Origin of the sequence: Halomonas sp. ATBC28 (genome assembly GCF_005937175.1) — a bacterium.
Taxonomy (GTDB): domain Bacteria; phylum Pseudomonadota; class Gammaproteobacteria; order Pseudomonadales; family Halomonadaceae; genus Vreelandella; species Vreelandella titanicae.
Window position 1 is genome coordinate 47,742 of record NZ_VCQL01000021.1, and the last position, 23,758, is coordinate 71,499.

General features: G+C 52.4%; 26 protein-coding genes. 14 read left to right on the top strand and 12 right to left on the bottom strand.

What is annotated here, in order from left to right:
- Positions 1-42 precede the first annotated feature (42 nt).
- From motB to E0L35_RS20585, 9 genes are all read right to left on the bottom strand, one after another.
- Positions 43-990 (bottom strand): flagellar motor protein MotB, encoded by a 948-nt coding sequence (gene motB / locus E0L35_RS20545; protein WP_022520929.1) that lies wholly within the window; start codon positions 988-990, stop codon positions 43-45.
- Positions 987-1,856, bottom strand: coding sequence for a flagellar motor stator protein MotA (gene motA, locus E0L35_RS20550; RefSeq protein WP_027958761.1), 870 nt, complete (start codon positions 1,854-1,856; stop codon positions 987-989). The genes motB and motA overlap by 4 nt, the downstream gene beginning before the upstream one ends.
- Before the next feature lie 246 nt (positions 1,857-2,102).
- Entirely contained in the window at positions 2,103-2,645 is a 543-nt protein-coding gene (flhC, locus tag E0L35_RS20555) for a flagellar transcriptional regulator FlhC (protein ID WP_009288432.1), read from the bottom strand.
- Positions 2,642-2,974, bottom strand: coding sequence for a flagellar transcriptional regulator FlhD (gene flhD, locus E0L35_RS20560; protein ID WP_138801288.1), 333 nt, complete (start codon positions 2,972-2,974; stop codon positions 2,642-2,644). The genes flhC and flhD overlap by 4 nt, the downstream gene beginning before the upstream one ends.
- Positions 2,975-3,080: 106 nt before the next feature.
- Positions 3,081-3,374 (bottom strand): EscU/YscU/HrcU family type III secretion system export apparatus switch protein, encoded by a 294-nt coding sequence (locus tag E0L35_RS20565; RefSeq protein WP_027958760.1) that lies wholly within the window; start codon positions 3,372-3,374, stop codon positions 3,081-3,083.
- Positions 3,358-4,773: a flagellar hook-length control protein FliK gene (locus E0L35_RS20570; RefSeq protein WP_249362167.1), complete on the bottom strand. Its 1,416-nt coding sequence runs from the start codon at positions 4,771-4,773 to the stop codon at positions 3,358-3,360. The genes E0L35_RS20565 and E0L35_RS20570 overlap by 17 nt, the downstream gene beginning before the upstream one ends.
- A complete protein-coding gene (gene fliT / locus E0L35_RS20575) occupies positions 4,770-5,180 on the bottom strand; it encodes a flagellar protein FliT (protein WP_022520934.1) in 411 nt (136 codons plus the stop codon). The genes E0L35_RS20570 and fliT overlap by 4 nt, the downstream gene beginning before the upstream one ends.
- Before the next feature lie 7 nt (positions 5,181-5,187).
- The gene (fliS, locus tag E0L35_RS20580; RefSeq protein WP_027958757.1) at positions 5,188-5,604 is read right to left on the bottom strand and encodes a flagellar export chaperone FliS; all 417 of its coding nucleotides are present in this window, start codon (positions 5,602-5,604) and stop codon (positions 5,188-5,190) included.
- Positions 5,605-5,803: 199 nt separating this feature from the next.
- Positions 5,804-7,492, bottom strand: coding sequence for an HD domain-containing phosphohydrolase (locus tag E0L35_RS20585; protein WP_041159380.1), 1,689 nt, complete (start codon positions 7,490-7,492; stop codon positions 5,804-5,806).
- Between the two features lie 330 nt (positions 7,493-7,822).
- On the opposite strand from E0L35_RS20585, the gene E0L35_RS20590 reads away from it, so the two are divergent.
- A complete protein-coding gene (locus tag E0L35_RS20590; protein ID WP_039860569.1) occupies positions 7,823-8,188 on the top strand; it encodes a flagellar protein FlaG in 366 nt (121 codons plus the stop codon).
- Between the two features lie 18 nt (positions 8,189-8,206).
- Here E0L35_RS20590 and fliE read toward each other — a convergent pair whose 3' ends face one another.
- A complete protein-coding gene (gene fliE, locus E0L35_RS20595) occupies positions 8,207-8,539 on the bottom strand; it encodes a flagellar hook-basal body complex protein FliE (protein WP_039860567.1) in 333 nt (110 codons plus the stop codon).
- Between the two features lie 255 nt (positions 8,540-8,794).
- Between fliE and fliF the strand changes: the two genes are divergently transcribed.
- The 13 genes from fliF (at position 8,795) to fliR (ending at position 20,398) form a co-directional block, all read left to right on the top strand.
- Positions 8,795-10,585, top strand: a complete 1,791-nt coding sequence (fliF, locus tag E0L35_RS20600) for a flagellar basal-body MS-ring/collar protein FliF (protein ID WP_027958753.1) — start codon at positions 8,795-8,797, stop codon at positions 10,583-10,585.
- Positions 10,578-11,585 (top strand): flagellar motor switch protein FliG, encoded by a 1,008-nt coding sequence (fliG, locus tag E0L35_RS20605; RefSeq protein ID WP_027958752.1) that lies wholly within the window; start codon positions 10,578-10,580, stop codon positions 11,583-11,585. Before fliF ends, fliG begins: the two co-directional genes overlap by 8 nt.
- Positions 11,578-12,351: a flagellar assembly protein FliH gene (locus E0L35_RS20610; protein WP_027958751.1), complete on the top strand. Its 774-nt coding sequence runs from the start codon at positions 11,578-11,580 to the stop codon at positions 12,349-12,351. Before fliG ends, E0L35_RS20610 begins: the two co-directional genes overlap by 8 nt.
- Positions 12,352-12,362: 11 nt before the next feature.
- The gene (gene fliI / locus E0L35_RS20615; protein ID WP_027958750.1) at positions 12,363-13,757 is read left to right on the top strand and encodes a flagellar protein export ATPase FliI; all 1,395 of its coding nucleotides are present in this window, start codon (positions 12,363-12,365) and stop codon (positions 13,755-13,757) included.
- Positions 13,754-14,206, top strand: a complete 453-nt coding sequence (gene fliJ, locus E0L35_RS20620; protein ID WP_027958749.1) for a flagellar export protein FliJ — start codon at positions 13,754-13,756, stop codon at positions 14,204-14,206. The genes fliI and fliJ overlap by 4 nt, the downstream gene beginning before the upstream one ends.
- A gap of 19 nt (positions 14,207-14,225) precedes the next feature.
- A complete protein-coding gene (locus E0L35_RS20625; protein WP_138801289.1) occupies positions 14,226-15,767 on the top strand; it encodes a flagellar hook-length control protein FliK in 1,542 nt (513 codons plus the stop codon).
- Between the two features lie 180 nt (positions 15,768-15,947).
- Positions 15,948-16,424: a flagellar basal body-associated protein FliL gene (fliL, locus tag E0L35_RS20630; RefSeq protein ID WP_138801290.1), complete on the top strand. Its 477-nt coding sequence runs from the start codon at positions 15,948-15,950 to the stop codon at positions 16,422-16,424.
- Positions 16,425-16,445: 21 nt separating this feature from the next.
- Positions 16,446-17,501: a flagellar motor switch protein FliM gene (fliM, locus tag E0L35_RS20635; protein ID WP_009288427.1), complete on the top strand. Its 1,056-nt coding sequence runs from the start codon at positions 16,446-16,448 to the stop codon at positions 17,499-17,501.
- Positions 17,498-18,025: a flagellar motor switch protein FliN gene (gene fliN / locus E0L35_RS20640; protein ID WP_138801291.1), complete on the top strand. Its 528-nt coding sequence runs from the start codon at positions 17,498-17,500 to the stop codon at positions 18,023-18,025. Before fliM ends, fliN begins: the two co-directional genes overlap by 4 nt.
- The gene (gene fliO / locus E0L35_RS20645; protein ID WP_138801292.1) at positions 18,022-18,462 is read left to right on the top strand and encodes a flagellar biosynthetic protein FliO; all 441 of its coding nucleotides are present in this window, start codon (positions 18,022-18,024) and stop codon (positions 18,460-18,462) included. The genes fliN and fliO overlap by 4 nt, the downstream gene beginning before the upstream one ends.
- An 89-nt stretch (positions 18,463-18,551) precedes the next feature.
- Complete coding sequence (gene fliP, locus E0L35_RS20650) at positions 18,552-19,286, top strand: flagellar type III secretion system pore protein FliP (protein WP_051052194.1); 735 nt, start codon at positions 18,552-18,554, stop codon at positions 19,284-19,286.
- Between the two features lie 46 nt (positions 19,287-19,332).
- A complete protein-coding gene (fliQ, locus tag E0L35_RS20655) occupies positions 19,333-19,602 on the top strand; it encodes a flagellar biosynthesis protein FliQ (RefSeq protein WP_138801293.1) in 270 nt (89 codons plus the stop codon).
- Positions 19,603-19,606: 4 nt separating this feature from the next.
- Positions 19,607-20,398 (top strand): flagellar biosynthetic protein FliR, encoded by a 792-nt coding sequence (gene fliR, locus E0L35_RS20660; protein ID WP_027958743.1) that lies wholly within the window; start codon positions 19,607-19,609, stop codon positions 20,396-20,398.
- A 98-nt stretch (positions 20,399-20,496) separates the two neighbouring features.
- Here the strand turns inward: fliR and flgL are convergent, their stop codons facing one another.
- Both flgL and flgK read right to left on the bottom strand, forming a co-directional pair.
- Positions 20,497-21,744, bottom strand: a complete 1,248-nt coding sequence (gene flgL, locus E0L35_RS20665; protein ID WP_138801294.1) for a flagellar hook-associated protein FlgL — start codon at positions 21,742-21,744, stop codon at positions 20,497-20,499.
- Positions 21,745-21,760: 16 nt separating this feature from the next.
- Positions 21,761-23,704 (bottom strand): flagellar hook-associated protein FlgK, encoded by a 1,944-nt coding sequence (gene flgK, locus E0L35_RS20670; RefSeq protein WP_041159383.1) that lies wholly within the window; start codon positions 23,702-23,704, stop codon positions 21,761-21,763.
- Positions 23,705-23,758: the final 54 nt, after the last annotated feature.

The window sequence follows — 23,758 nt, forward strand, 5'->3', positions numbered from 1 at the left end:
ACACCGCTCCACCTTAACGTCGTCTTTTATGACAGGCTCAGATCACTCTTGCGCTTGAACCTGAGGCTCGTCTTGTTGTGTTGATTCAATTTGCGCTTCGGCTGAAGCTTCTAGTGCTTCGATTGAAGCTTCTGGCGATGCATCTCCCGACTCCATTACAGTAGGATTGCGAATCGCATCAGCAATTTCCGGAAACAACACCACCAGCTCTATGCGTCGATTGATAGGATCGGTTGGCTCAGTCTCGGGCAATAACACACGATCTGCAAAGCCCGACACGCGAAGTAACTGACCTGGATCAAAGCCACCCGCAATAAGCTCGCGGCGCGACGCATTAGCGCGATCATTGGAAAGCTCCCAGTTACTGTAACCACGATAGCCTCCCGCATAGGGAACGCTATCGGTATGCCCGCTGATACTTAGCTCATTGGGAAGCTCATTTAGCAGCGGTGCGATGGTACGTAACAAGCTGCGCATATAAGGCGCCACTTGGTCGCTACCCAGCTCAAACATGGGGCGCTGGTCGGTATCGAGTAGCTGTATGCGCAGCCCTTCGCGGGTCAAGTCAAACCGCATTTGATTGCGCAACTGGCGCAGCTCGGGATCTCGCTCAATGGCCCGTTCAATACGCTCTTGTAAATCCCGGAAAAAGTTTCGTTCCTGCATGCTTGGACGAGTGCGCTGAAGGCTATCAATGCGCGCCCGCTCCCCATCGCTATGCGTGGGATCGGGCCCGCCGCCGGGAATCGCGCTGGTGCTGCCCGAACGATCGCCCCCGGTTATCGCCGTCACCAGGGGGGTGCTAAAGTACTCTGCCACCCCCTTGCGCGTCTCTTCACTGGAAACGCTCAAAAGCCATAGCACCAAAAAAAAGGCCATCAGAGCAGTCATAAAATCCGCTAGGGCAATTTTCCAGGCACCACCGTGATGGGCATGGACGACTTTTTTGCGTCGAATGACAATCGGACGCTTGTCACCACCCTTACTCATGCGTTACCGGCCTTTTTTGCATCCCTTACATACTCTTCAAGCTCCGTAAAACTAGGACGCTCGGCGGCAAACAGTGCCTTGCGACCAAATTCAACAGCCAACTGCGGCGCATAACCGTGCAAGCTAGCGAGCAGCGTAATGCGAATACACTGGAGCATTTTTTCGGCTTCTTTCGCCTGCCGTTCGATGTAACTTGCCAGCGGACTAACAAAACCATAGCCCAGCAAAATACCCAAGAAGGTGCCCACTAGCGCTTGGCCGATCATCACACCCATCTGAGTCGGCGTAGCATCGGCGTAGGTGAGTGTTTTAACGACCCCCATTACTGCCGCCACGATACCGAAGGCAGGCATGGCATCGCCGACTTTGGCAATGGCATCGACAGGAATATGAGCTTCCTGCTCAAAGACCTCAATCTCGTGCAGCATCAGCTCATCAATTTCCATGGGTTCCATGCCGCCGCTTACCATTAAGCGCAGATAGTCCGTTAGAAAATTCATGATATGAGGATCAGCCAATACCGTAGGATGCTCTTGAAACAGCGGACTCTCCTCGGGATTATCAATATCCCGTTCAATGCCTAACATGCCTTCACGGCGAATTTTGGAGAGTAATTTATACTGCAGCGCCATCAGCTCCATATAAAGTTCTTTGTTATATTTTTTGGCGCGCTTGAGCCGGGGCAAAATTTTAAAGGTCGCTTTAATCGCTTTGCCATTGTTCGCTGCGATAAATGCACCAACCCCGGCTCCGCCAATAATCAGCAGCTCAAGTGGTTGATACAAGGGGCCTAAGCTGCCACCTGCCAGCACATAGCCACCAAACACAGATAGCAATACGATTACATAACCTAGAGGTATCAGCACAAGCAGGATCCTTGCGGTATTCAGTATTAAATTAGGGAACCAAAACTTAGCCACCTGATCTGATGTTTAAGCAATGTTCCATTCCAAGCATGTCTTAGCCCTATTATACTAGGGTCAGACGTCTGTTTAATGAAAAAGCACCACTGGCTTTTAGGCCTATCTAAGCCAATACACTTATTTCTTGTTAGTACTCATTACTGTCTTATACCCTACTTCACACCATCAGTGATGTAATCGCAGAGATTGTTACATTTTTTCACTATTCTCCCGCTGTGCTTTGCGCGTTTTACCCGCTCTTGAGGGGGGCTGACAAATACCGCACACATAGTGTTGAGCGGGACTATGAGCGTGCGCCACAAACTGCCCAGTGCAACGCGTACACTGATTAAGCTGGAGCAAATCACTCTCGAAAAAGCGTATCAGCGTCCACGCACGGGTTAACCCGAGAACCGGCTCCACCTTTTCCAGCGACATTTGCTCGTCATAGAGCCGATATGCTTTGACAAAGGCATCGATGCGATCACAGCCTGCCGCCTCCTTCAGGCTTAAATAAATGTTGTAAAACAGCGACGAATGAACATTGGGAAGCCAAGTAATAAACCAGTCGGTGGAAAAAGGCAGCATGCCCTTAGGCGGTGACATGCCACGCACTTCCTTATACAGCTTGATCAAACGCGTGCGGCTTAATTCCGTTTCTGTTTCCAGCACCTGAAGGCGCGCACCCAGCTCAATCAATTCGATTGCCAGCTGCACTTGGTGCATTTCATCGACCAAGCTTTTCTGGCTCACTTCTCGCCTCCCGATGGCATTGGCTCGAATGCATCGCTTGCCAACAGCAGTGATGCATGAAGCCCTGCCAACCCCTGATCGCGGGGATTATCTGTAAGCTGTTGAAGCCGCTCGGCACTCGTTTGGCTAAACCGGCACAATAATTGGCTGGTTCGTGCCAACTTGGTAAGCTGGCGAGCATTAAGCGAGACAATCAGCTCGGCAACATCGCTGTCTATTTTTAAGCGAAACATAGCAGCCTCACGATCTTCATCAAGCAAGCGCTGCGCCAGAAGCAAATAAGCTAAATTAATTTCCTGAATTTCATCGAGAAAGTTGGTTTGACTCATAATGTCCCATTAAACGACTCAGGCGCGGTGTTGTGACCATTATACTGGCGCCATTAATGACTTTTTATTACCTACCCTCATGGTTGCATACAATGTCTGTAAATGGCTACTCAGGCGTTTCACGATGAGTTAGCCCTTCCTCTGATAGTTCGAACACCCACACCAGCAGTTCTGCGACAATTTGATAGAGACTCGCCGGAATTTCCGCATCCAGATCTAGCTGCATTAAAAGCGCTACCAACTCGGGCGCATCGTGCACATAAATACCCTGGCGATGAGCTTCAGCCATAATACGTTCGGCCAGATCACCATAGCCTTTCGCCACTACCCGTGGAGCACGGTCATTATCCTGGTAAGCCAGGGCAACGGCTTGACGGCGTCGCTCACCCGGCGTAGCCATGGGGTGCCTCCGCTTCGATATGGCGCGCGCGAAGCTGCACTTTTTGTAAGTCCAAGGCGCTAAGGCGCTTCTCTAACGCGGGCAGTCCAGCGTCAATACGCTGATAAACGTGCGTACTTTCGGTGGTGAAATCGATGCTTAACACGTTTCGATAGAGCCATAGCGACGCGCTGAATGCCCCTAAACTGGGAACATCGAGCTGCATATCAGAACGCCATCCACCGTCTGGCTCTCCCCCCTGCTGTTTTCCTTCCTGGCCCTCTTCACGAGTAGGCAAATTGATTACTAAAGCCATAAAAATGCCTGCCCAGACATCACCTTCCCAGCGAATAGACGGCATCACCAACATTTCAAGCTGGTGGCGCACCAGGCTCTGCAGGCTTTCGTGAACGACCTCGCGAGCCGGTCGATTGGCCATCAGATCGCTCATCTCCCTAGCCTGGCTATACTCCGCCCTTGCCTGATGGCTGTCGCGCGCCTCGCCAGGCATAGGGGCCGGCTGGGCAGGATTAGTCGACACCTGCGAAGCAGCCCCTTGAGCGGGGGTAGCAGGGGCAGCAGCCGTCGAGCCAGTTGCTAAAAAATGGGACGCGCTCGCCAACCGAACAGCTAAGCCTTGCTCATGAGTAACAGGCACTAGCGGCACGTTGGGTAAAATAGCCATGCCTCCCTGCCCTACCGGGGGAGCTGCCAAAGGCGCTCCCGCCCCCACCTGCGTAAGCGCCTGTGCTGTCAGGGGCGCTCCAGCTGACTGCGTAGGCATTTGTGGGGTCAGTGGCACCCCAACTGAGACAGCTGTAGACAAGGCAGACGCCGTCGAAGGCGCTGCAGCTGGGAGCGACACATTCGGGCCTGTCGATAAAAGAGGAGTAAGCGGGCGAGGGCCGGATTGCATTTGCGGTTGGTTCATTAGCTGCTGGCGGGTTCCCTCACCTTGAAACCAGCGCTTTAGATGCGACTCATAAAACAAACCACTATCGCGAATACTTGCCTCTAAGCGTGTTGCTACTGTACTCGCTGCTGGCGCTTCCTGACTGGTGATAAGAGGTGCTTCGGGCCGCATTACCGAGGGAGGGGCTGGAAAGCGCAGCAGCACGTCGGCGATTGTTCGTGCTGCAGGACTAAAATGGGTCTGCGTTGAACCTGAAGGCGAAGGCTGCGCCTCACCTCGGGGCAACGTTCGCCCCCCATCAAGAGGGTGCGGTAAACGCTTTAGGTCGCCTAGCGGCGATGTTGACGCACGGCCATCCAGATTGGCATCACCCATTACGGCACGCGGCCCCTCGCCGGGTGAAACGGGCTTCACAGGCTGACTCAATGCTCGCTGCAGCGACAACTCGCCTTGCCGCCCAAGCACTTGGTGCAAGAGCGTATCAATCAGAGGGGTAATACCACTCACGATGACCTCGTGGAATCAGCATCATCGGCGTCATAAGCTACCGGAGCCCCTTGCTGTGGTGCGTAGGCCCTATGTAAATTCCGCTGACGCTGGGATACCCCTATGAGCTTACCCAGCTCATCACGGCGCGCCACCAAACGACGCCGTATTTCCACATCGTGCTCAAGGATGCGCTCCAGCAGTTCTGCCTTACGCTGCTGAGCAGCGGCATCAAGCACAACGGTGGTATCCAGCTCACGCAACTGATCCACCAACATTACATAGTTGGTACGCTGATCAATTAGCTCTGCCCACTGTTCGCCATTAGCCAGTTCGTGCATGTGCTCAACGCGGCTCAATAGCGTTTCATAGCTAGTGAGCAGCGTCTGTTGAGCATTTTTATCACGAGCGGATATAGGAGCTGACATTATTGCCTCACGCGCTCTGCTGTTGACCAATATCACGCCAGGCTGAGGCGATATCTTCGAGCAGGCGTTCGGCCTGATTTAAGCTCTCTTCATCGTTACGCAGATTCGCCGCCAACAGTAGGCGCGAAATATAGTCATAAAGCGATGCTAAGCGTTCGGCAATCTCGCCGCCCTGCTCTTGATCAAGAGCGGCTACGAGACCGTTATTTACAATATCCAGCGCTTTCGATATCGACTTGCCTTTCTCGGCCGTATTACCCGACTGAATATGGATGCGTGCAGCACGAATAGCGGCCTGGGCGCCGTCAAACAACATCACAATAAGCTGATGAGGATCTGCCGACATCACTCCGCTTTCTACGCCAACACGCGCATAAGCGTTAGCTCCTCGCCCATAGGCGGCGCCACCGCGAGAGTAAGTCATAAGCGGAACTCCTGTGCGTGGTTTTATGCTCACCCTGGATAAGGAGAGACCACGATTATTAAAAGATAAAAATAAACAACAAACGGCACTACTAGTATCTATCGGCGTGAGTCTGGGGGACTTTAACGGCTTACAACGCTTTTTTCAGCGCAGCTCATGACATCGACCAACTGCCATCACGCATTAACTTCCTGCTTACTCAAGTAGACACGGCGATCTCACCGACGGTTCGCCCAAGTCGCTCAGCGATATTACTCCCCACGATCACCCCCACATTGTCACGCATTGGCGGCTCGACCTGTGGCGCAAGCAACACCTCTGTGGGGTTGCCTTTAGCATCAAGACGTAAGATCCACCCCTTCTGCTGGCTAGAGAACTGCGCCAGCGAACCTATTGGCAATCCCTTGAAATGATCGATATAGCGTTTAATCCAGCGCATATCAAAATGGTGTGGGTGCTGCAATAAATGCCGATAAATTTGCTGTGCTGTTTTAGCTGGACGATCTGCACGGTCACGTCGCATAGCTTCTACTACGTCGACAACAGCACTCGCCTTAGCCAGTTCACTGAGGTCAGCCCCACTTAACCCGCATGGATACCCACTACCATCCATACGCTCGTTAACCCCCCCAATCACCGCCTGGACAATACCCGCAGACAGCCATTGGCAGTTATGTAAACGGTCTAACAACAGCTGGACATGCTCACTGATCGCCTCTCGATGCTTAGCTTCAAAGTGCGGCGCCTTGAACAACACCTGAGGCACAAGCGCCTTGCCAAGATCGTGAATAAGACCGCTGGCCACTATCGCCTTGCGCAACTCACGGGGCATGCTGGCACCCACAAAATCGAGCAAATGCACAGCCACAGCAATACCGTGGCGCACTATTAAAGGCTCGGGAGATAAGCAACGTGAAGCAAATAGCAGCGCCTCACGATCCTCTTCATGAAGACCCAATATGCGATCAGCATAGCGGGAGAGCTGACGCCCATCGATATCGCTACCTTGTTGTAACGACAACAACTGTGTATCCAGATAGGCAGCGACTTTGACAAGCCGACGCGCCATAGGGGTCGCGTAGCGCTTGACATCACGCCGCCCAAGCAACTCTCCTGCACCGGATCGTTTGCTTGGCAGCGCGAACAGCGGAGAGGGCTGACGCTCGTTTTGTTCTTCTTTTTTATAGCGTGCCGCTTCGCGCTCTATTTCACACACGAAATACCAAATTTGCCGCTCTTGCTCCGCACTACACTCAACGAAGTTAAAACCGACGCGCAGTAGATGGCGCTCAGCGTCGGTTTTTTGATGACGAGCCTCTCCAAGCACTTCAAAGTAGGTGCCGTCGGGGAAGGTAAACGCCAACTTTAGCGGGCTAGCGGCTCCCGCTAGCAGCCCGCTAGCGGCCAATGGCAATTCAAGCTGGCAGCCGTCCTGGGATAAATCCCGCAGCTCACCCTCTATCTCGGCATCACCACCATACAAACCTGCCGACACCACCATCCCCATGCGCAGCTCAGCACGGAAGGACTCACGACGCTGCAGCACTTCCAACGATGCAGGATAATCACTGCAACACAAAAAGCGCCCCCCGGCCTGACGCGTCTCCGTCAGTTGCAGGAGCGGCGTTTGCAGCACTTTCCCCTGCGCCTGCCCGCGCAAGTAAAACGCAGCACCACCCTGTAAATGGTGAAGTAAATAGTCAACAGAGGAAAGATCCATCACCAATGCTTGGCCCTGGTGCTGCTCCATCAAGACAATGGGCTCTGGACGAGCTCCCGTCGCAGCAAGACAGAGCGAGACGCCACCGGTTTCGATCAAGGTATTCAGCAGAGACTCGATCACTGTTGTACTTACTATTGTTTCAAACTCATCCTGCTGCGCCACCATTCTCGCCTCGCTTACTCTTATGCGTTAATTAGTTCACCGCAAACTCGAGAAGCATATCAGATGCCCACAGCATGGCGTATGCACAAAAAGCCACCATTTTCATATTATTAGGCAAGCCATAGCAAACAAAGAGAGGAGGCTATATGGCTGACACTCCCAAGAACCAGAAAACAAAACGCCACGTCGGCAAGAGTAAAGTTTTTTAGCTGACTGCCGATACTGATATAGAAACACTTATTGATAAGCAAAATTCCAAGCTATGGCTGCCGCTCCACGCTGTTGCACTCCTAACTGGCTGCCAGAGCTGATCTTAAAGGAGGAACGTGCCCCATGAGCTCACTACCCACCGAAGCAACAACGCTGCAGTCATCAGGCTTAGCCCAGCTGAACCCAAGCCAACGGCTCGAAAACACTCTAGCTCAGCTAGCAACAACGAACACTCAGATTAAAAACATAGACATTAATGAGCAGGAAATATCATCCGAAGAGCTCGTCAAACCCATCCAGCGCATTAACGAGACAATGCGCCCACATGGCTTAGAATTCGAATTAAGCGAAGTAACATCACGCGTGATCACGCGGGTCATAGATAGGGAGTCTGGCGACGTCATACGCCAGATCCCAGCAGAAGAAGTACTCAAAATTGCCGAGCGACTTGAAGAAATGCAGGGACGAATAATCTCAATTGAAGCCTAATGCGTGACGTAGACAACCCTACACTTGCATGTTCATAACATCACGATATGCAGATACCAAACGATTGCGAACCTGAAGCCCCATTTGAAACGCAACGCTGGCCTTCTGCATGTCAACCATCACGTCATTGAGCTGCAAATCAGGATCACCCGCCTGAAAAGCCATCGCCTGACTGTTAGCCGTCTGCTGAAGTCGGTTAATGCGCTGAATCGAGGCCTGCAGCTCACCGCCAAAACCGCCCTGCCCGACAGCCGCTGACGCCTGCGCACCACTAAGGGGCTGCGTGGATGCCGCTTGGGTCGCCATGCCTTGCATCTGCTGTAGCGCAGCCTGTATTGCGGGAGTACTCATACGCTCACCTCAATTCGCAAAAAATATCTAATGCAAAAAGCCTAACACCAAAGCGCCCCGCCTCATACGGACAAATGCGCATAAAAAGCGAAGCTTATCGTTCCTTTATGCTCGACTAGTCACCGGATAATGACTGTCATCACAATTCCGCCTCATCTTTTTGGCGGATAACCGCGATCGACGGATATAGCCTATGCCTTCTTTGGTGATGCGCCTGGGCCGACACCAGTTTTGCCTGCCCCTCTGGAGGGTCGCATGAGCGAAACCGGTGCAACGGCAGGCCGTCAAAACAGTACGAATCAAGCCGCTCCCCGCAGTGGAAATATCAATAGTGGAAGCACCGGTAGTGGAAACACCGAACGCGACACCAGCGGCTCAGCTTTTGAGCGTACGCTGAAACAGCTGCGTGGCAATCCGCTAGTCGCACTGCTTATCGCAGGCGCCGCCTCAATTGCTATTGTGGCGGCTCTATTTATGTGGGCCAGCAGTCCCGAGTACCGCGTGCTGTATAGCAACCTAAGCGAAGCTGATGGTGGCAGCATCATCAATGAGCTCGATACCCGCGGCATTCCTTACCAGTTCAGCGAAGGCGGCCAGGCATTAATGGTGCCTAGTGATCAAGTCCACACACTGCGCCTGCAGCTTGCTGAGCAGGGGTTACCCCGTGGGGGCAACCTTGGCCTTGAACTAATGGACAGCCAGGCATTTGGGATTAGCCAGTTTGCCGAGCAAATTAATTACCAGCGAGGTCTTGAAGGTGAGCTTGCGCGCTCAATCGAATCGCTGGGGCCGGTGGAAAGCGTGAGAGTGCACCTCTCCATGGCCAAGCCATCAGTCTTTATTCGCGACCGTGAGCCAGCTAAAGCATCCGTTGTGATGACTCTTTTACCGGGCCGGGTTTTAGGTGAAGGCCAGGTCAGCGCGATCGTTCATATGGTTTCGGGCAGCGTGCCTGACCTAGCCGCTGAAGATGTCACGGTGGTTAATCAGGATGGCCGACTGCTGTCTGCCGAGACAAGCAACGGTAATGACCTGGATGGTTCACAGCTTGAATATATTGTCGAGGTTGAGCGCTCTTACCAGCAGCGTATTGAGCATATTCTAACGCCCATCTTGGGTCGTGATAATGTGCGCGCCCAGGTTGCAGCGCAAATCGACTTCTCTCGACGCGAGCAGACCTCTGAACGCTACGGGCCCAATCAGCCCCCCAACGAAGCAGCCGTACGTAGCCGCCAGTTGAGCCTTACATTTGACGGTGAAGACCCATTGGCCACCGGCATTCCAGGCGCGCTGAGCAACACGCCGCCAGGCACACTGCCCTCCCCCATCAACCAGCCGGAGGGCGAGGAAGAGGATGCTAATCAGCAAGAGGATGTGCCCCCCGAAGCGTTGCGCAACTTGCGTCAGGATGACGTCATCAACTACGAAGTTGATCGCAGCATTGAGCATGTCCAGCATCGCCTTGGTCAGATAGAGCGGCTATCCGCCGCGGTGGTCGTAAACTACCGTTCGGAAATGAACGATGAAGGCGAGTGGGTCGACGTTGCGCTAACCGATGAAGAAATTGCCCAGATTGAGCGTCTGGTTCGTCAAGCAATGGGCTTCTCGCAACTGCGAGGCGATGAAGTGGAGGTCGTCAACTCTCCCTTCGCGCGCAGTGTCGAGGAAACCGCGGAGGTCGAATGGTGGAAAGATCCCAGCGTTCTGTCACTGGCTGGCAAGGTAGGTCGCTACCTATTGGTTGCCCTGGCGATTCTATTGCTCTACCTGCTGATTTTGCGCCCCTTAATTAAACGCTATACCCAAACACCGGTTATGGCGGCAGCAACGCCCGGCGGCACGCTGGCCGCCAGCGTAGGCGGTGAAGATGATGACGAAGAAGGCGAAGAGCCATCAGGCGAGAGCGATGAGACCTACGCCAAGCCGAAGCGTCGGCGTAAAACCTCACTCTATGAGCATAACCTCAATGACCTGCGTGAAATGGCTCAAGAAGACCCCCGCATGGTCGCGATGATCATTCGTAGCTGGATGAATGCCAATGAGTAGTTCAATTGCTGAAATGAACGGGGCTCGCAAGAGCGCCATCTTATTGCTTGCACTCGATGAAGACAGTGCCGCTGAGGTCTTTAAATACCTCGGCGCTGCGGAAGTGCAAGAAATCAGTATGGAGATGGCCCGGCTGAACCAGGTCTCCCATGACGACATGAAGGCGGTGCTCGAAGCATTCCATAAAGAGACCGAAGAGTTTGTAGCGCTTAATCTTAACTCCAGCGATCACATTCGCTCAGTGCTGACCAAAGCACTGGGCAGCGAACGCGCGACGAGTCTGATTGAAGATATTCTAGAGACCACTGGCAATAATTCGGGCATTGACGCGCTTAACCTCATGGAAGCCTCCATGGTGGCCGAACTCATTCGCGACGAGCACCCGCAAATTATCGCAACCATTCTAGTTCACCTGGATCGTCATCAAGCCTCCGACATCCTCGAGCTATTCGAGGAAAAACTGCGCAATGACGTGGTTCTTCGTATCGCTACTTTCAGCGGCGTTCAGCCCGCCGCACTGCAAGAGCTGACCGAAGTACTCACTAGCATGCTGGACGGTCAGAACCTCAAGCGCAGCAAAATGGGCGGCGTAAGAACCGCGGCCGAGATCCTCAACTTGATGAACTCCTCCCAAGAAGAGACCGCCATCGAGACCGTGCGTGCGCACAGCGAGGATTTGGCTCAGAAAATTATCGACGAAATGTTCTTGTTCGAGAATCTGCTCGACCTCGACAACCGCGCTATTCAAATGGTGCTCCAAGAAGTCGATACCAACTCGCTGGTGGTGGCCCTTAAAGGGGCTCAGGACGCCTTGGTGGACAAATTCCTGCGCAATATGTCACAGCGCGCTGCCGATTTAGTTCGTGAAGATATGGAAGCCCGCGGCCCGATCCGCGTCTCTCAGGTGGAAACCGAGCAGAAGGCTATATTGCAGGTCGTTAGGCGCTTAGCTGATTCTGGTGAAATCGTCTTGGCAGGTGGAGACGACGAGTATGTCTAATACTCACTCGCCGAAATTTGATCGCCATGGCGATTGGCGCCGCTGGCAAATGGAAGAACTGGCGTCCACGAAGAGTAGCCATGCCTCAGAGGGCGAGGTACCCACGGCCCATCAACGCAAAGTACAGGCGGCACAAAAAGCGGCTGAACTGGCACGCCAACGTGAAGAGGATGAGCGCCAGGCACTGCACGAGCGTATTCGTCAGCAAGCCGAAAAAGAGGGCTATGACGCAGGCTTTGAGCAGGGTCGCAAAGAGGGGTTGGAAAAGGGGTTAGCAGACGCTGCCGAACAGGCCAAAAAAGAGCTAGAAGCACAAATCCACAAGACCGTTGCGCCGCTGGAAACACTGGGCAAACAGTTTTCAAATGCGCTTGAACGACTTGATGACACCATCGCCTACGACCTGGTTGAGTTAGCACTGGCCACCGGCAAACAACTTGCTAGCGATGCCCTACAGGACACACCTGAACAAGTTTTGGCCATTGTCCGCGAGCTTCTGCACACCGAGCCTCCCTTGGTAGGCCAGCAACGTCTTTGGCTTAACCCCGATGATCACGCTTTAGTAGAGGAGCACTTGGGTAATGAGCTCAGGGCCGCCAATTGGAAGCTCCAGCCTGATGACCAACTGGCCCGTGGCGGGTGCCGGGTAACCAGTGCTCAGGGTGAAATTGACGCAACCTTTGAAAGCCGTTGGCACGCTATTCAAGCCCAATCGCGCAAACGCGGTCTCAATTCTCCACCCTCCTCTAACGTCCCTTCATCCTAGGCGGATACGCTATGGCAGATACCACCTGTCCCCATCAACATCGCTGGAATAAGGCATTGCGACGCACGCAGCAGCGTGTTAGCCATCTGCCTCGCTACCGCAATAACGGCCGCGTCATTCGTGCGACGGGAATGGTGATTGAAGTGGTTGGGCTACGTGTGGCGGTGGGTAGCGCCTGTCGGATTGAATTGCCGGGCAGCGACGGTCGCTTGTCCGACAGCGATAGGCATGCCGAAGCGGAAGTCGTCGGCTTTTCTGGTGATAAGCTATTCCTGATGCCCTTGGAAGAGGTCATAGGGCTAATGCCTGGCGCTCGCGTCGCGCCTCTTGATGAAAGCGGCAACAACAGTGCCCGCCGCTTCCCGATGGGCGATAGTCTGCTGGGCCGGGTACTGGATGGCAATGGCAATCCGCTTGATGATCGGGAGGGCATCGATGAGATACCTCGAGCAACACTCAGCTCGCCGCCGCTTAATCCGCTTTCTCGCGCGCCAATTGATGCGCAAATTGACGTAGGCATTCGCGCTATTAATGCGCTGCTTTGCGTAGGTCGCGGTCAGCGTATGGGGCTATTTGCAGGCTCCGGTGTGGGCAAGTCAGTATTGCTAGGCATGATGGCACGCTACACCAAGGCCGACGTCATTGTGGTGGGCTTGATTGGTGAGCGGGGCCGTGAAGTACAAGACTTTATCGATAACATTTTGGGCCCTGAGGGTCGACGGCGTGCTGTCGTCGTCGCCGCCCCCGCTGATACCTCACCGCTACAGCGCTTACAGGGTGCCGCGTATGCGACTCGCCTGGCAGAAGGTTTTCGTGACGAAGGTCGTGATGTCCTGCTGATCATGGATTCGTTAACCCGGTACGCCATGGCACAGCGGGAAATTGCCCTGGCCATTGGTGAGCCACCCGCTACTAAAGGTTATCCGCCGTCGGTTTTTGCAAAGCTGCCCGGCTTAGTGGAGCGCGCAGGTAATGCTGAGCGTGGTGGTGGTTCCATTACGGCGTTTTATACCGTGCTAACCGAGGGCGATGATCAACAAGATCCTATTGCCGATTCTGCTCGCGCCATTCTAGACGGGCATATCGTGCTGTCGAGAACGCTAGCGGAAGCAGGTCATTATCCGGCCATCGATATTGAAGCTTCAATTAGCCGCGCAATGACCTCCATCGCCTCAGCCGATCAGCTTCAGGAAGCGCGAGTGTTCAAACAGCTCTTCTCGCGCTACCAGCGTAACCGGGATCTTATCAGCGTGGGGGCCTACAGCCCTGGCCATGATCCCCAGCTCGACGAAGCAGTGAAACGCTTTCCATCGTTGGAAAACTTCCTTCAACAGAATATTGATGAGTGTGCAACGCTTGTCGATGCTCGCCAAGCGCTGCACGCACTGGTAGGAGGACGCACATGAGCACTTCCCAGCTCGAAATGTTAACCGACTTAGCCAGAGGTGCCCGCGACCAAGCGGGTAAAGTACTGGCACAAGAGCGACAAACGGAGCAACAAACGACCGCTCAGTTACAGTCGCTACTGAGCTATCGGGCGGAGTACGCTGAGCGCTTGCAGAAAGCGATGCGTGACGGCATTGACCCTGCCACTATGTACAACTATCAGCAGTTCTTAGCCTCTTTGGACGCGGCCCTAAGCCGCGCTCGACAAGCGTTAGCGTCTCAACAGGCAAGCGTTGAACAGAGTAAAAAGAACTGGCAACAAGAGCAGCGAAAGCTCTCTTCCTACGATACACTGGCGTCGCGTCGACTACTTGAAGAGCACCGCCGCAGTGAACGTCATGAACAAAAAACTAACGATGACTTGGTGACAAGCCGCGCGGCTCGTCAGCATAACGACACTCCGCATTAGCGGGGCCAGGGAACTGAACATGAACATTCACCAGTTGCTTTCGGTCAGCCAAAATTCGCCTCAGACGCAGTCTCAAGGCACTTTCGGCCAACAAGACACAGCTAAGGGCGTATTTCATCAAACGCTGTTGCAAGCGTCTGGCGCTCAGCGATTATCAGCGTCTGCTTTCAGTGAAGCTGCTGCTTCTCATACGCCGCGATCGCAAGCTCAGCTAAATGAACTCAGCTCTCTTTTGTCGGATGCATCAGCTGACGATGTAGAAAATTTGAGTGAAGTCCTGCAAACCCTGGGACTGGATGTCAGTGAGCGCGATTTGTCTGAATTATTGGCTCAGTTGCAACAGCCGAGCTCAGAGGTCAGCCTAGAAACGCTAGGTCTAGATGCTGGAGAAGCATTGACTCCCCTTGACGAAATTGCCGGCCGTCTCGCGCTAATGGCATCTTTTACGGAAAGCAGGCCTGAGTTGGCTTCACCCGCTGCCCCAGCCACGCTGGAAGCAATCGCTGAACAGTTAAATATTAGTCAATCGGAAGCGGCACAGCTGGTCGATTCCAAGGGACTCAAGACAATTGCCCAGTATCTAAGTATGGATAAAAGTGGGCCTGGGCAGTCTATCGACCCAGCCGCGCTGGAAGCCATTGCCGATCAGTTAAATATTAATCAAACGGATGCTGCGCAGCCTATCGTCCCAGCAGAGCTGAAGGTCGTCGCTGAGCAGTTAAATATTAGTCAAACGGAAGCAGCACAGCTTGCCTCCGCGCTAAATGCGCTGGCTGGTCAGCTACAAAGTGCCTCCCCCCAATCAGCAGAGTCGGCTCAGTTAACCAATGTCCGCTCGCCTGTTGCCGAGCTCCAGGCAGCCCTAAGGCCACAACCTGATACGTTCTTTACTCAAATGAACACTGGTAATGCAGCTCAGCAGATTAACTCCCCCACTGCAGCCACCCAGATCAGCAGCGAAGCCCTGATGTCCGCTCTATTGACAGGAGACGGGGCTTCGAAAGCAAGCCCAAGCAGTGAGCACTTGCTTACTGGATTATCGTTAAATACCGGCAGCAGTCCGTTAGCTACATCGCAATCTAGCCAGGGCTTTTCGCCCACTGTCACGCCGACAGCGGCCACTTTAGCGACACCTGTCACCAGCCCCGCCTGGCCACAGCAGCTAAGCCAGCAGTTAGTGCAGATTTCACAGCGCGGTGGCGAGCAGCACGTTCAGATGCAATTGAACCCTGCAGAATTAGGGCCGCTGTCTATCTCCCTGAAGTTTGGTGAACAGGGGGCGCAAGCGCACTTTTTGTCCGCCCATGCCCAGGTACGCCAAGTGCTCGAACAAGCGATTCCCCAGCTGAGGGAAGCGCTGGCTGAGCAAGGCATTTCGCTAGGCGAGACATCGGTTGGCGAACAGCGTGACCCCAACGAGCAGGCTTTTGCTCAATCAGGCGGCAAACAGGGTGCCGAGGCTGGGAGCGGCAACGGCGATATAGGCTTGGATGAATCACTTACCCAAAGCACCGAGCGCAGCCCGCTAAGACTGGATGGGCGGGTCGATCTATACGCCTAAGCATTGACAGAGTGCATGACCATTCTAGAACTACGTCGATTAATACGCTCATAAATACGTACGTGAAATAGCTAAACCAAAAGATAGGCTTACCAAATAAGCCTGTTCATTTCATCACCAGCATGCGCTTTAGGCATAATACATTGCTAGTGATACGCATGGAGTTCACAGGAATCGCAAATGGCAGAAAAAAGCGGCGGGTCAAAAAAACTGCTCTGGATAATGATCATCCTGGTCTTGCTGTCGTCAGCAGGCGCAGCGGCAGCTATTTATATGGTAATGGATCAGCGTGATGACGGTTCAGAAGACGCTGAGATGCAGCAAGCGATGGAGCGCGAGCCGCCTATTTTTATGCGTATTGAACCCTTTACCGTCAATCTTGCCGATGACAGTTATGGTTCACGCTTGCTCTATACAGGCGTGACTCTTCGTGTGGGTAATGAAGAGAGTAAAACCATTCTAGAAGAGCATATGCCTCAAGTACGCAGCCGTTTGCTGATGCTGCTATCCGGCAAGCAGGCTGATGAACTTACTTCCTCGGAAGGTAAGCAGCAGCTTGCACAAGCGATTGTTGATCGACTCAACGTCCCGCTGACGGAGAATCAGCCGCCACTTGATTTGCGTGAAGTTTTATTCACCGAATTTATTGTGCAATAACCTCGGGAACTGGAGCCGTTCATGTCACAGGACGATCTACTGTCCCAGGAAGAAATAGATGCCCTGCTAAAGGGCGTTAGTGGAGACGATGAGCCATCGGCTTCATCTTCCCATGCGTCAGATGAAGCCCGGGTTCGCCCTTACGATCCGTCGACCCAGCATCGCGTTATTCGTGAGCGTTTGCATGCGCTTGATTTTATCAACGAGCGCTTTGCTCGCTACTTTCGTACTGGCCTGTTTAACCTACTGCGGCGTAGCGCGGACATTACCGTCGAGTCAGTTCGCTATCAAAGCTTTAGCGAGTTCTCACGTAATGTTCCCGTGCCTACCAACCTGAACATTGTGTCAATGAAGCCACTGCGGGGTTCAGCGCTCGTCGTATTCCCCCCCAATCTCGTTTTTATGGTGGTGGATAACCTTTTCGGTGGTGACGGTCGTTTTGTCACTAAATCGGACGGCCGGGAGTTCACTAATACTGAACAGCGTATTATCCAGCGCCTGCTCAATCTCGCTATTGAGGCATACCAAGAGGCCTGGAAAGTCGTTTATCCGCTGGATGTCAGTTTTTTACGCTCAGAAGTGCAATCAAAGTTTGCCAACATTACCAACTCACCCAATGAAATTGTGGTGAACACCAAGTTCAACATTGAAGTGGGCAACCTATCTAGCAATTTTCAGATATGCATGCCGTACGCCATGATTGAGCCGCTACGCGACTTACTAGCTAACCCAATTAATGACAGCAATCACGACCAAGACGGCAGTTGGTCACGCCGAATGGCAAGTGAGCTGCGTCAGTCGGAAGTGGAGCTAGTCGCTGAATTTGCTCAGATACCCAGCCGTATCGCCCATGTGATGGGATTGAAAAAAGGCGACGTGCTGCCGTTAGACATTCCAAGTTCAATCACCGCAAGCGTTGACGGGGTGCCCGTCATGGAGTGCGAGTACGGAAGTCAACGTCAACAGCATGCACTGCGTGTGTTACATATGATTGACCATGCCGCTATGAATAATGCATCGTCCAAGGACTTCATTAAAGGGTCTACGCGACAGAAAGCCAAGGAATCCAAAGCATGACTGATCCCAATAAGCCTGATCAGAACGTCTCTGACGACGATTGGGCGGATGCCATGTCCGAGCAAGAAGAACCCACCTCCAGCGCCGATGCTGCCAGCGAAGAGGAAGATCCTTGGGCAGCCGCAATGGCGGAACAAGAAGCTGCTGAAGAGAGCGAAGAAGAGACAGCTGCTGCCCCAGAAGAGCCCAAAGCACCTGCAGCGAAAGCGGCAAGTGAGGATGTCTTCCGCCCGTTGAGCCCAGACAGCGGCTCTTCCCAGGCGCGTGAGCTCGAGATGATCATGGATATCCCGGTGAAGCTCACCGTGGAACTCGGCCGTACAAAGCTCACTATTAAGCAGTTACTGGAGTTGGCGCAAGGGTCTGTTATTGAGCTTGAAGGACTCGCCGGAGAGCCGATGGATATCTTGATTAACGGCTACTTGATTGCTCAAGGCGAAGTTGTCGTGATCGAAGATAAGTACGGCATTCGGATTACTGAAATCATCACGCCTTCTGAACGTATTCATAAATTGAACCGATGAGCGTTGCAACCTCTTCGACTCAGAATGGTTCGCTCGATGCGCTAGGTAACGGTGGCGAGGCATTGGTAGGCATGGCCGTTTTGGGCAAGACTGCCGCGGCTTTAGCTCTCGTTATTGCGATCATTTTAATCTGTACAGCGCTTTTAAAGCGCTGGAGCAACCATACCACTCGCCATGGCGCCCACCTGCGCATTGTGGGCAGTACGGCTGTGGGAAATCGTGAGCGTATCGTGATTGTTGAAGTAGAAGATACCTGGTTGGTTGTTGGCGTGGGAGGTGGCCGAATTACTAAACTCCACGAGCGCCCGGCCCCTGAAGAGCGCCCGCCAACCGCATCAGCTCCGCCTTCCTCACGCTTTGCGCGTCGTTTATCCAAAGCGCTAGCCGCAGGCCGTCGCGACTCGTCTGCGCCCACCGATCCACATCAGACGCCATGAGGTACCGGATGCACCTTTTTTGGCCCTGTGTTTTGAAGAACCTTTTTTTGAAGAGCCATGTTTTGAATAGCAAAACGGCTAAACCGTTCATGATGTGGCTTGTGTTTGCTGTCGCGTGTTTTATAGCCAGCCCTGTGCATGCACAACAGATTCCCGGCATTATTTCTCAGCCGCTTGATGACGGGGGCCAGCAGTGGTCATTGTCGCTGCAAACCCTGCTTTTCCTAAGTTCTCTAGCGTTTTTGCCCTCCATGCTGCTGATGATGACGAGCTTCACTCGTATCATCATTGTGCTTAGCCTATTGCGGACAGCGATGGGCACCCAGGCAACGCCGCCCAACCAAGTGTTGTTAGGGATTGCGCTTTTTTTAACTTTTTTTATCATGTCCCCTGTGTTGGCCCAGGTATATGACAACGCCTGGGTTCCGTTGACTAATGAGACAATAAATTTTGAAGAATTTTTACTGCTGGCTCAGGATCCATTTCGGGAATTTATGCTCGCTCAAACCCGAGAGCCGGATCTGGCACTGTTTGTTCGCTTAGCCGATGTGGGGCCAATGCAAGGCCCGGAAGAACTGCCAATGCGTGTCTTGCTGCCAGCCTTTGTCACCAGTGAACTGAAAACGGCCTTTCAAATCGGTTTTACCATTTTCATTCCGTTTTTGATCATTGACCTCGTGGTGGCCAGCACATTGATGGCATTGGGGATGATGATGGTTCCGCCCATCACTATCTCATTACCTTTTAAACTGATGCTGTTTATTTTAGTGGATGGTTGGCAGCTTATTATTGGCTCGATGGCAGAAAGCTTTTACATGATATAGCGCTTTCTACTGCACATTGATTATATAGCCCACAGGAAACCCAGCTATGACACCCGAAATGGTGATGAGCATTGCTTATCAAGGAATGCGTGTAACGCTCCTGCTTGCTGGCCCCATGCTGTTAGCGGCGCTGTTCACCGGCCTTCTCATCAGCCTGTTTCAAGCAGCGACTCAGATAAATGAAATGACACTAACCTTTATTCCTAAAATTCTGGCTGTGTTCGCGGTGTTGGTATTAGCAGGCCCATGGCTGATTGGCTTAATTACCGATTTTACTCACCGCCTATTTACTAATATCCCCAGTATGGTGATGTAGCGCTATGGTGGAAGTCACTTTCGCACAGCTGCAAGGGTGGCTAGTGGCTTTTTTATGGCCGTTTGCGCGCATTACAGCTTTCATGGCAGCATCGCCTCTATGGGGCCACTCCAGCGTTCCCAACCAAGCCAAAGTAGGTTTGGCAGCCTTAATTGCCATTGTCATCGCGCCGATTTTACCAGCTATGCCGGATATAGCTGTAATGTCCTGGGCAGGCGTGGGGATTATGATCGAACAGATTCTAATCGGCTTGGCGATGGGGCTCGTCATGCATATCATGTTTGCGGTTGTTCAAGCGGCAGGGGATTTTATCGGTCTGCAAATGGGCCTAGCGTTTGCGAGCTTTTTTGATGCATCGAGTGGTACCAATATTATGGTGCTCTCGCGCATTCTCTACATGATCACTCTGCTCATGTTTTTGGCCATGAATGGTCATCTAATGGTGCTTGAAACCTTGATTATGAGCTTCCAAACGTTGCCCATTGGCATTGGGACGTTCAACCCAGATGCGTTTATTTTGTTATCTCGTTATGCGGGCACGATTTTTGCGTCGGGAATGTTATTGGCGCTACCATTGGTGGGATCCCTGCTGACCATCAACCTGGCGCTGGGCATACTGAACCGTTCTGCCCCCCAGCTCACCGTCTTCAATATTGGCTTTCCTACCTCTCTTATCGTGGGGCTAATATTAATGATGGTGCTCATGACCGACATTAACCGCTTTCTACAGCGGTTGTTTACGCAAGGCCTAGAGTTTATGCAGACGTTAATCGAAACGATGGCGCCCTTAAACTAACAAACCCATGCTGTAGGTGAAAGGTTTCACATAAGCATGGGTTAAAGTTTGTTTGAGCAATACGCAAAGTGATCAAGCAATAGCAAAAAGCGGATCTATTACATATAGTTCAACAGCGATAAGCCTTTAATATCCACAAACGTTTTCTGTGCCGCTTGCAAACCCACTTGACGCAAGCTGTATTCAGAAATGGCCTCGGCATAATCAAGGTCTACCAAATCAGATAACGTCTCCGTATAGTTCATCATCCTATTGCCCCCTACAACATCCACAACGTCAAGCTCATTAACCCGTGCCCCTACTGAAGCCAGCACCGTTGAAACATTATCTAGCGCATTATCCAAATCACGCATTGAGGTATTCAGGGTATTACGCAGGTCAGCTTTTTTAGCGTCGGTGTCGGCCGGATTTTCCAAAACGCGAATGGCTTCTTCCATGCTACGGAAGAGATTGGGCTCGCGTTGTTCGCCACCTGCTTGCGCGACTAGAATCGAGTCTCCAGCAGCAGGCGTACCTTCTAAATCAATTGACACACCGCCGTAGGTTACTTGCTGAGCAGAGTCGCCCAAATTACCTGTATAACCTTCAGTTTGAACTGCATTCCAGTCAGTGCCATCAAATGTCTCGATGTCGAATGTATCAGCAGGGGTGTTAAAGGTTATACGGAAATCTGTTCCATAATCTGCATCATTAACATCGCGTATCTGCGGCCCGCGAAATGTCACATTGCCACTATTCAGACTGCCGTCATCTTTCTTTGCTTCTGCCACGTAGCCGGCACTGCTAGGTACGCTTTTGAAAATGGTGTCGCCATTGTCCGCGACCTTGACCAACCTCGTAGAGTCGATTTGCTGTTCGCGTACATTAAAGTCCCCTTGATACTGCACGTTACCGCTGGCATCTTTCGTGAAGGGCTGAGCACTGTCTTTATAGCCGCCAAAAAGATAGCGCCCGTTACCATCGGTGGCATTGGCCTGACCGATCATCGTTTCATAGATGCCTTTGAGCTCGCTGGCAACGGACTCACGGTCAACGTCACTTAACGTATCGCTAGAGGCCTGAACCAGACGTCCTTTTGCGCTATCAATTGCATCGACAATACTTCTCAAAATGCTATCAGTTTGTGATAGCGAGTTGCGCGCAGAAATGCGTGAATCAGCATATTGCTGAGTAATCGCTTGTGACTGATCCACGCCCACTGCACGCGATGCTGCCTGCGGGTCATCAGAAGGATTAACTACACGCCGACCACTGGCAATCTGCTGGCTGACCTTCGACAGATTGCCCTGCTGACGGTTTAAGGACGCGGTACTCTGCTCAAACATGGTAACAGTACTAATACGCATAATTTATGCTCCTAAATTAGCCACGCAGGTTCAAAATGGTGTCTAAAAGCGACCCCGCCGTATCTATGACACGCGCATTAGCTGCATAGTACTGCTGATATTGAAGGAGATTAGCCAACTCTTCATCCAAGTTGACACCAGACTCTGACTGTTGCACTGCGCGGAGCTGATCAGTCAAGCCTTGTCGCGCCTCCAAATTAACCTGCGTGATATTAGTCCGGTTACCCACATCACTGACCATTGATGCGTACGCACCACTTACCGAGGCACGTCCGCCGACAACATCCTTACTTTGCAGATTTTGCAGAGCCAGAGCGTTGCGGTTATCGCCTGAACTAGCATCACTAAGGCTGATATCCAGGCTAGCTGTACTACCTGTCTCAGGAAGTGTATCAAGGGTAAAGCTAAGACCGTCAATAGTGACGATATCACCTTCTGCCAGGGTGTCCGTTCCTGGAGTAAAAGGCTCGCCATTTCGGGTGACGGTTGCCGCTGGAGTAACTGACAAGCCACCGGCATCGTCAACTTCTATCTCATATTCGTCATTGGTGGCAAAAGCACCGCTTGCAGCACTTAGTTGACTGATATCCAAGTCACCTTCACGTTCAACCAAGCTAGCTGCCGCAATCTTATCGAGGTCGGCGATACGCGTATCCATACCGCCAGCAGCGCGACGCACCGGCTGGATTTCAAAACGATCACCGCCTGCGACAGAATTACCGCTGTTAAACGCAACCGTTACGCCGCCAAAGGTGATTTCACCCTCGCCAGCTGCAGCATCCCATTCAGATAGATCAACAAAGTCAGCATCATCAGGATCCGTGCTATCAAGCACGTCACCAGTATCATTACGCGTTACAGTAGGAGTGCCAGACGCATCGAATGAAACGGTGTAATCCGTGGCACGCAGTTTATCGACGGTTGCTGGGTCGAACTCTATCGACGTCAGCAGATTCGGGTCGCTGTTGCTTGTATAACCATAACCCTGAGGAGAGCGGGTCGCGAAGAAGTTTTCCCCTTGGTCACCGTTAAGATCCACTCCCTGTTTGTGCTGCTCATTGAAAGCAGTCGCTAAGGAGACAGCGAGTTGACCAATTTGGTTTTGGGTTTTATCCAGCGTTTCTGAACGGAAAGCCATTAATCCGCCCAAGGTTCCGCCCGTTATCGTTGATTCATCCAGCTGAACCGAATTACCGCCACCATCAATATAACCCACAACGGTACGCTGAGGATCGTAATCAGCCTGTCTAGCTTCTAGCTTAAAGGTATCCGCCCCTGTCACCAGCGGCTGCCCGTTAGGCAAACTAATATTGTAAGTCTTGCCATCCTGTATATTCAGGCGCAGATCCATGCGCTCATTGAGCTCAGAGACAAGATGATCGCGCTGATTAAGCAGGCTATTGGGTGCTTCTCCCGTACGCGCTCGAGCCAACGCAATTTCTTTATTTAATCCGGCAATTTGCTCAGTAGTGTTATTGATTTGAGTAACTTCATCTTTAATTTGCCCGTTTATGTTGCCCTGCATATCTTGCAGATAGCCGTCAAAAGAACGGAACTGGGCACTCAACGTATTAGCGGTACCGAGTACCCCCTGACGTGCAGCCGGGTCAGATGGAGCACTGGCTAAATCTTCTATTGAGGAGAAGAATTTTTGCATTAACGGAGATAAACCCGCTTCTCGGTCTGCCAGCAGGCTATCGATCTGTGACACTTGCTGATTGTACGTTGATAAAGCACTTGACTGTGTTTTGGCGTTATTTAACTGGCTGGCCACGTAAGTGTTGAACTGCCTTTCAATATCATTGACCTTCACGCCTTTACTGCCAGCGCTACCCTCGCCAAGCATGGTAATCTGGCGATTGTAGCCAGGCGTTAACATATTGCTGGCATTGTTACTAACAGTATTCAGGGCATTCTGTGCGGCATTGAGGCCGCTTAAGCCGATCGAAAACATGCTCATGGTTCAATTCCTTAGGCCGATACCTATCATTACTTCAATTATCGGCGCTGCACA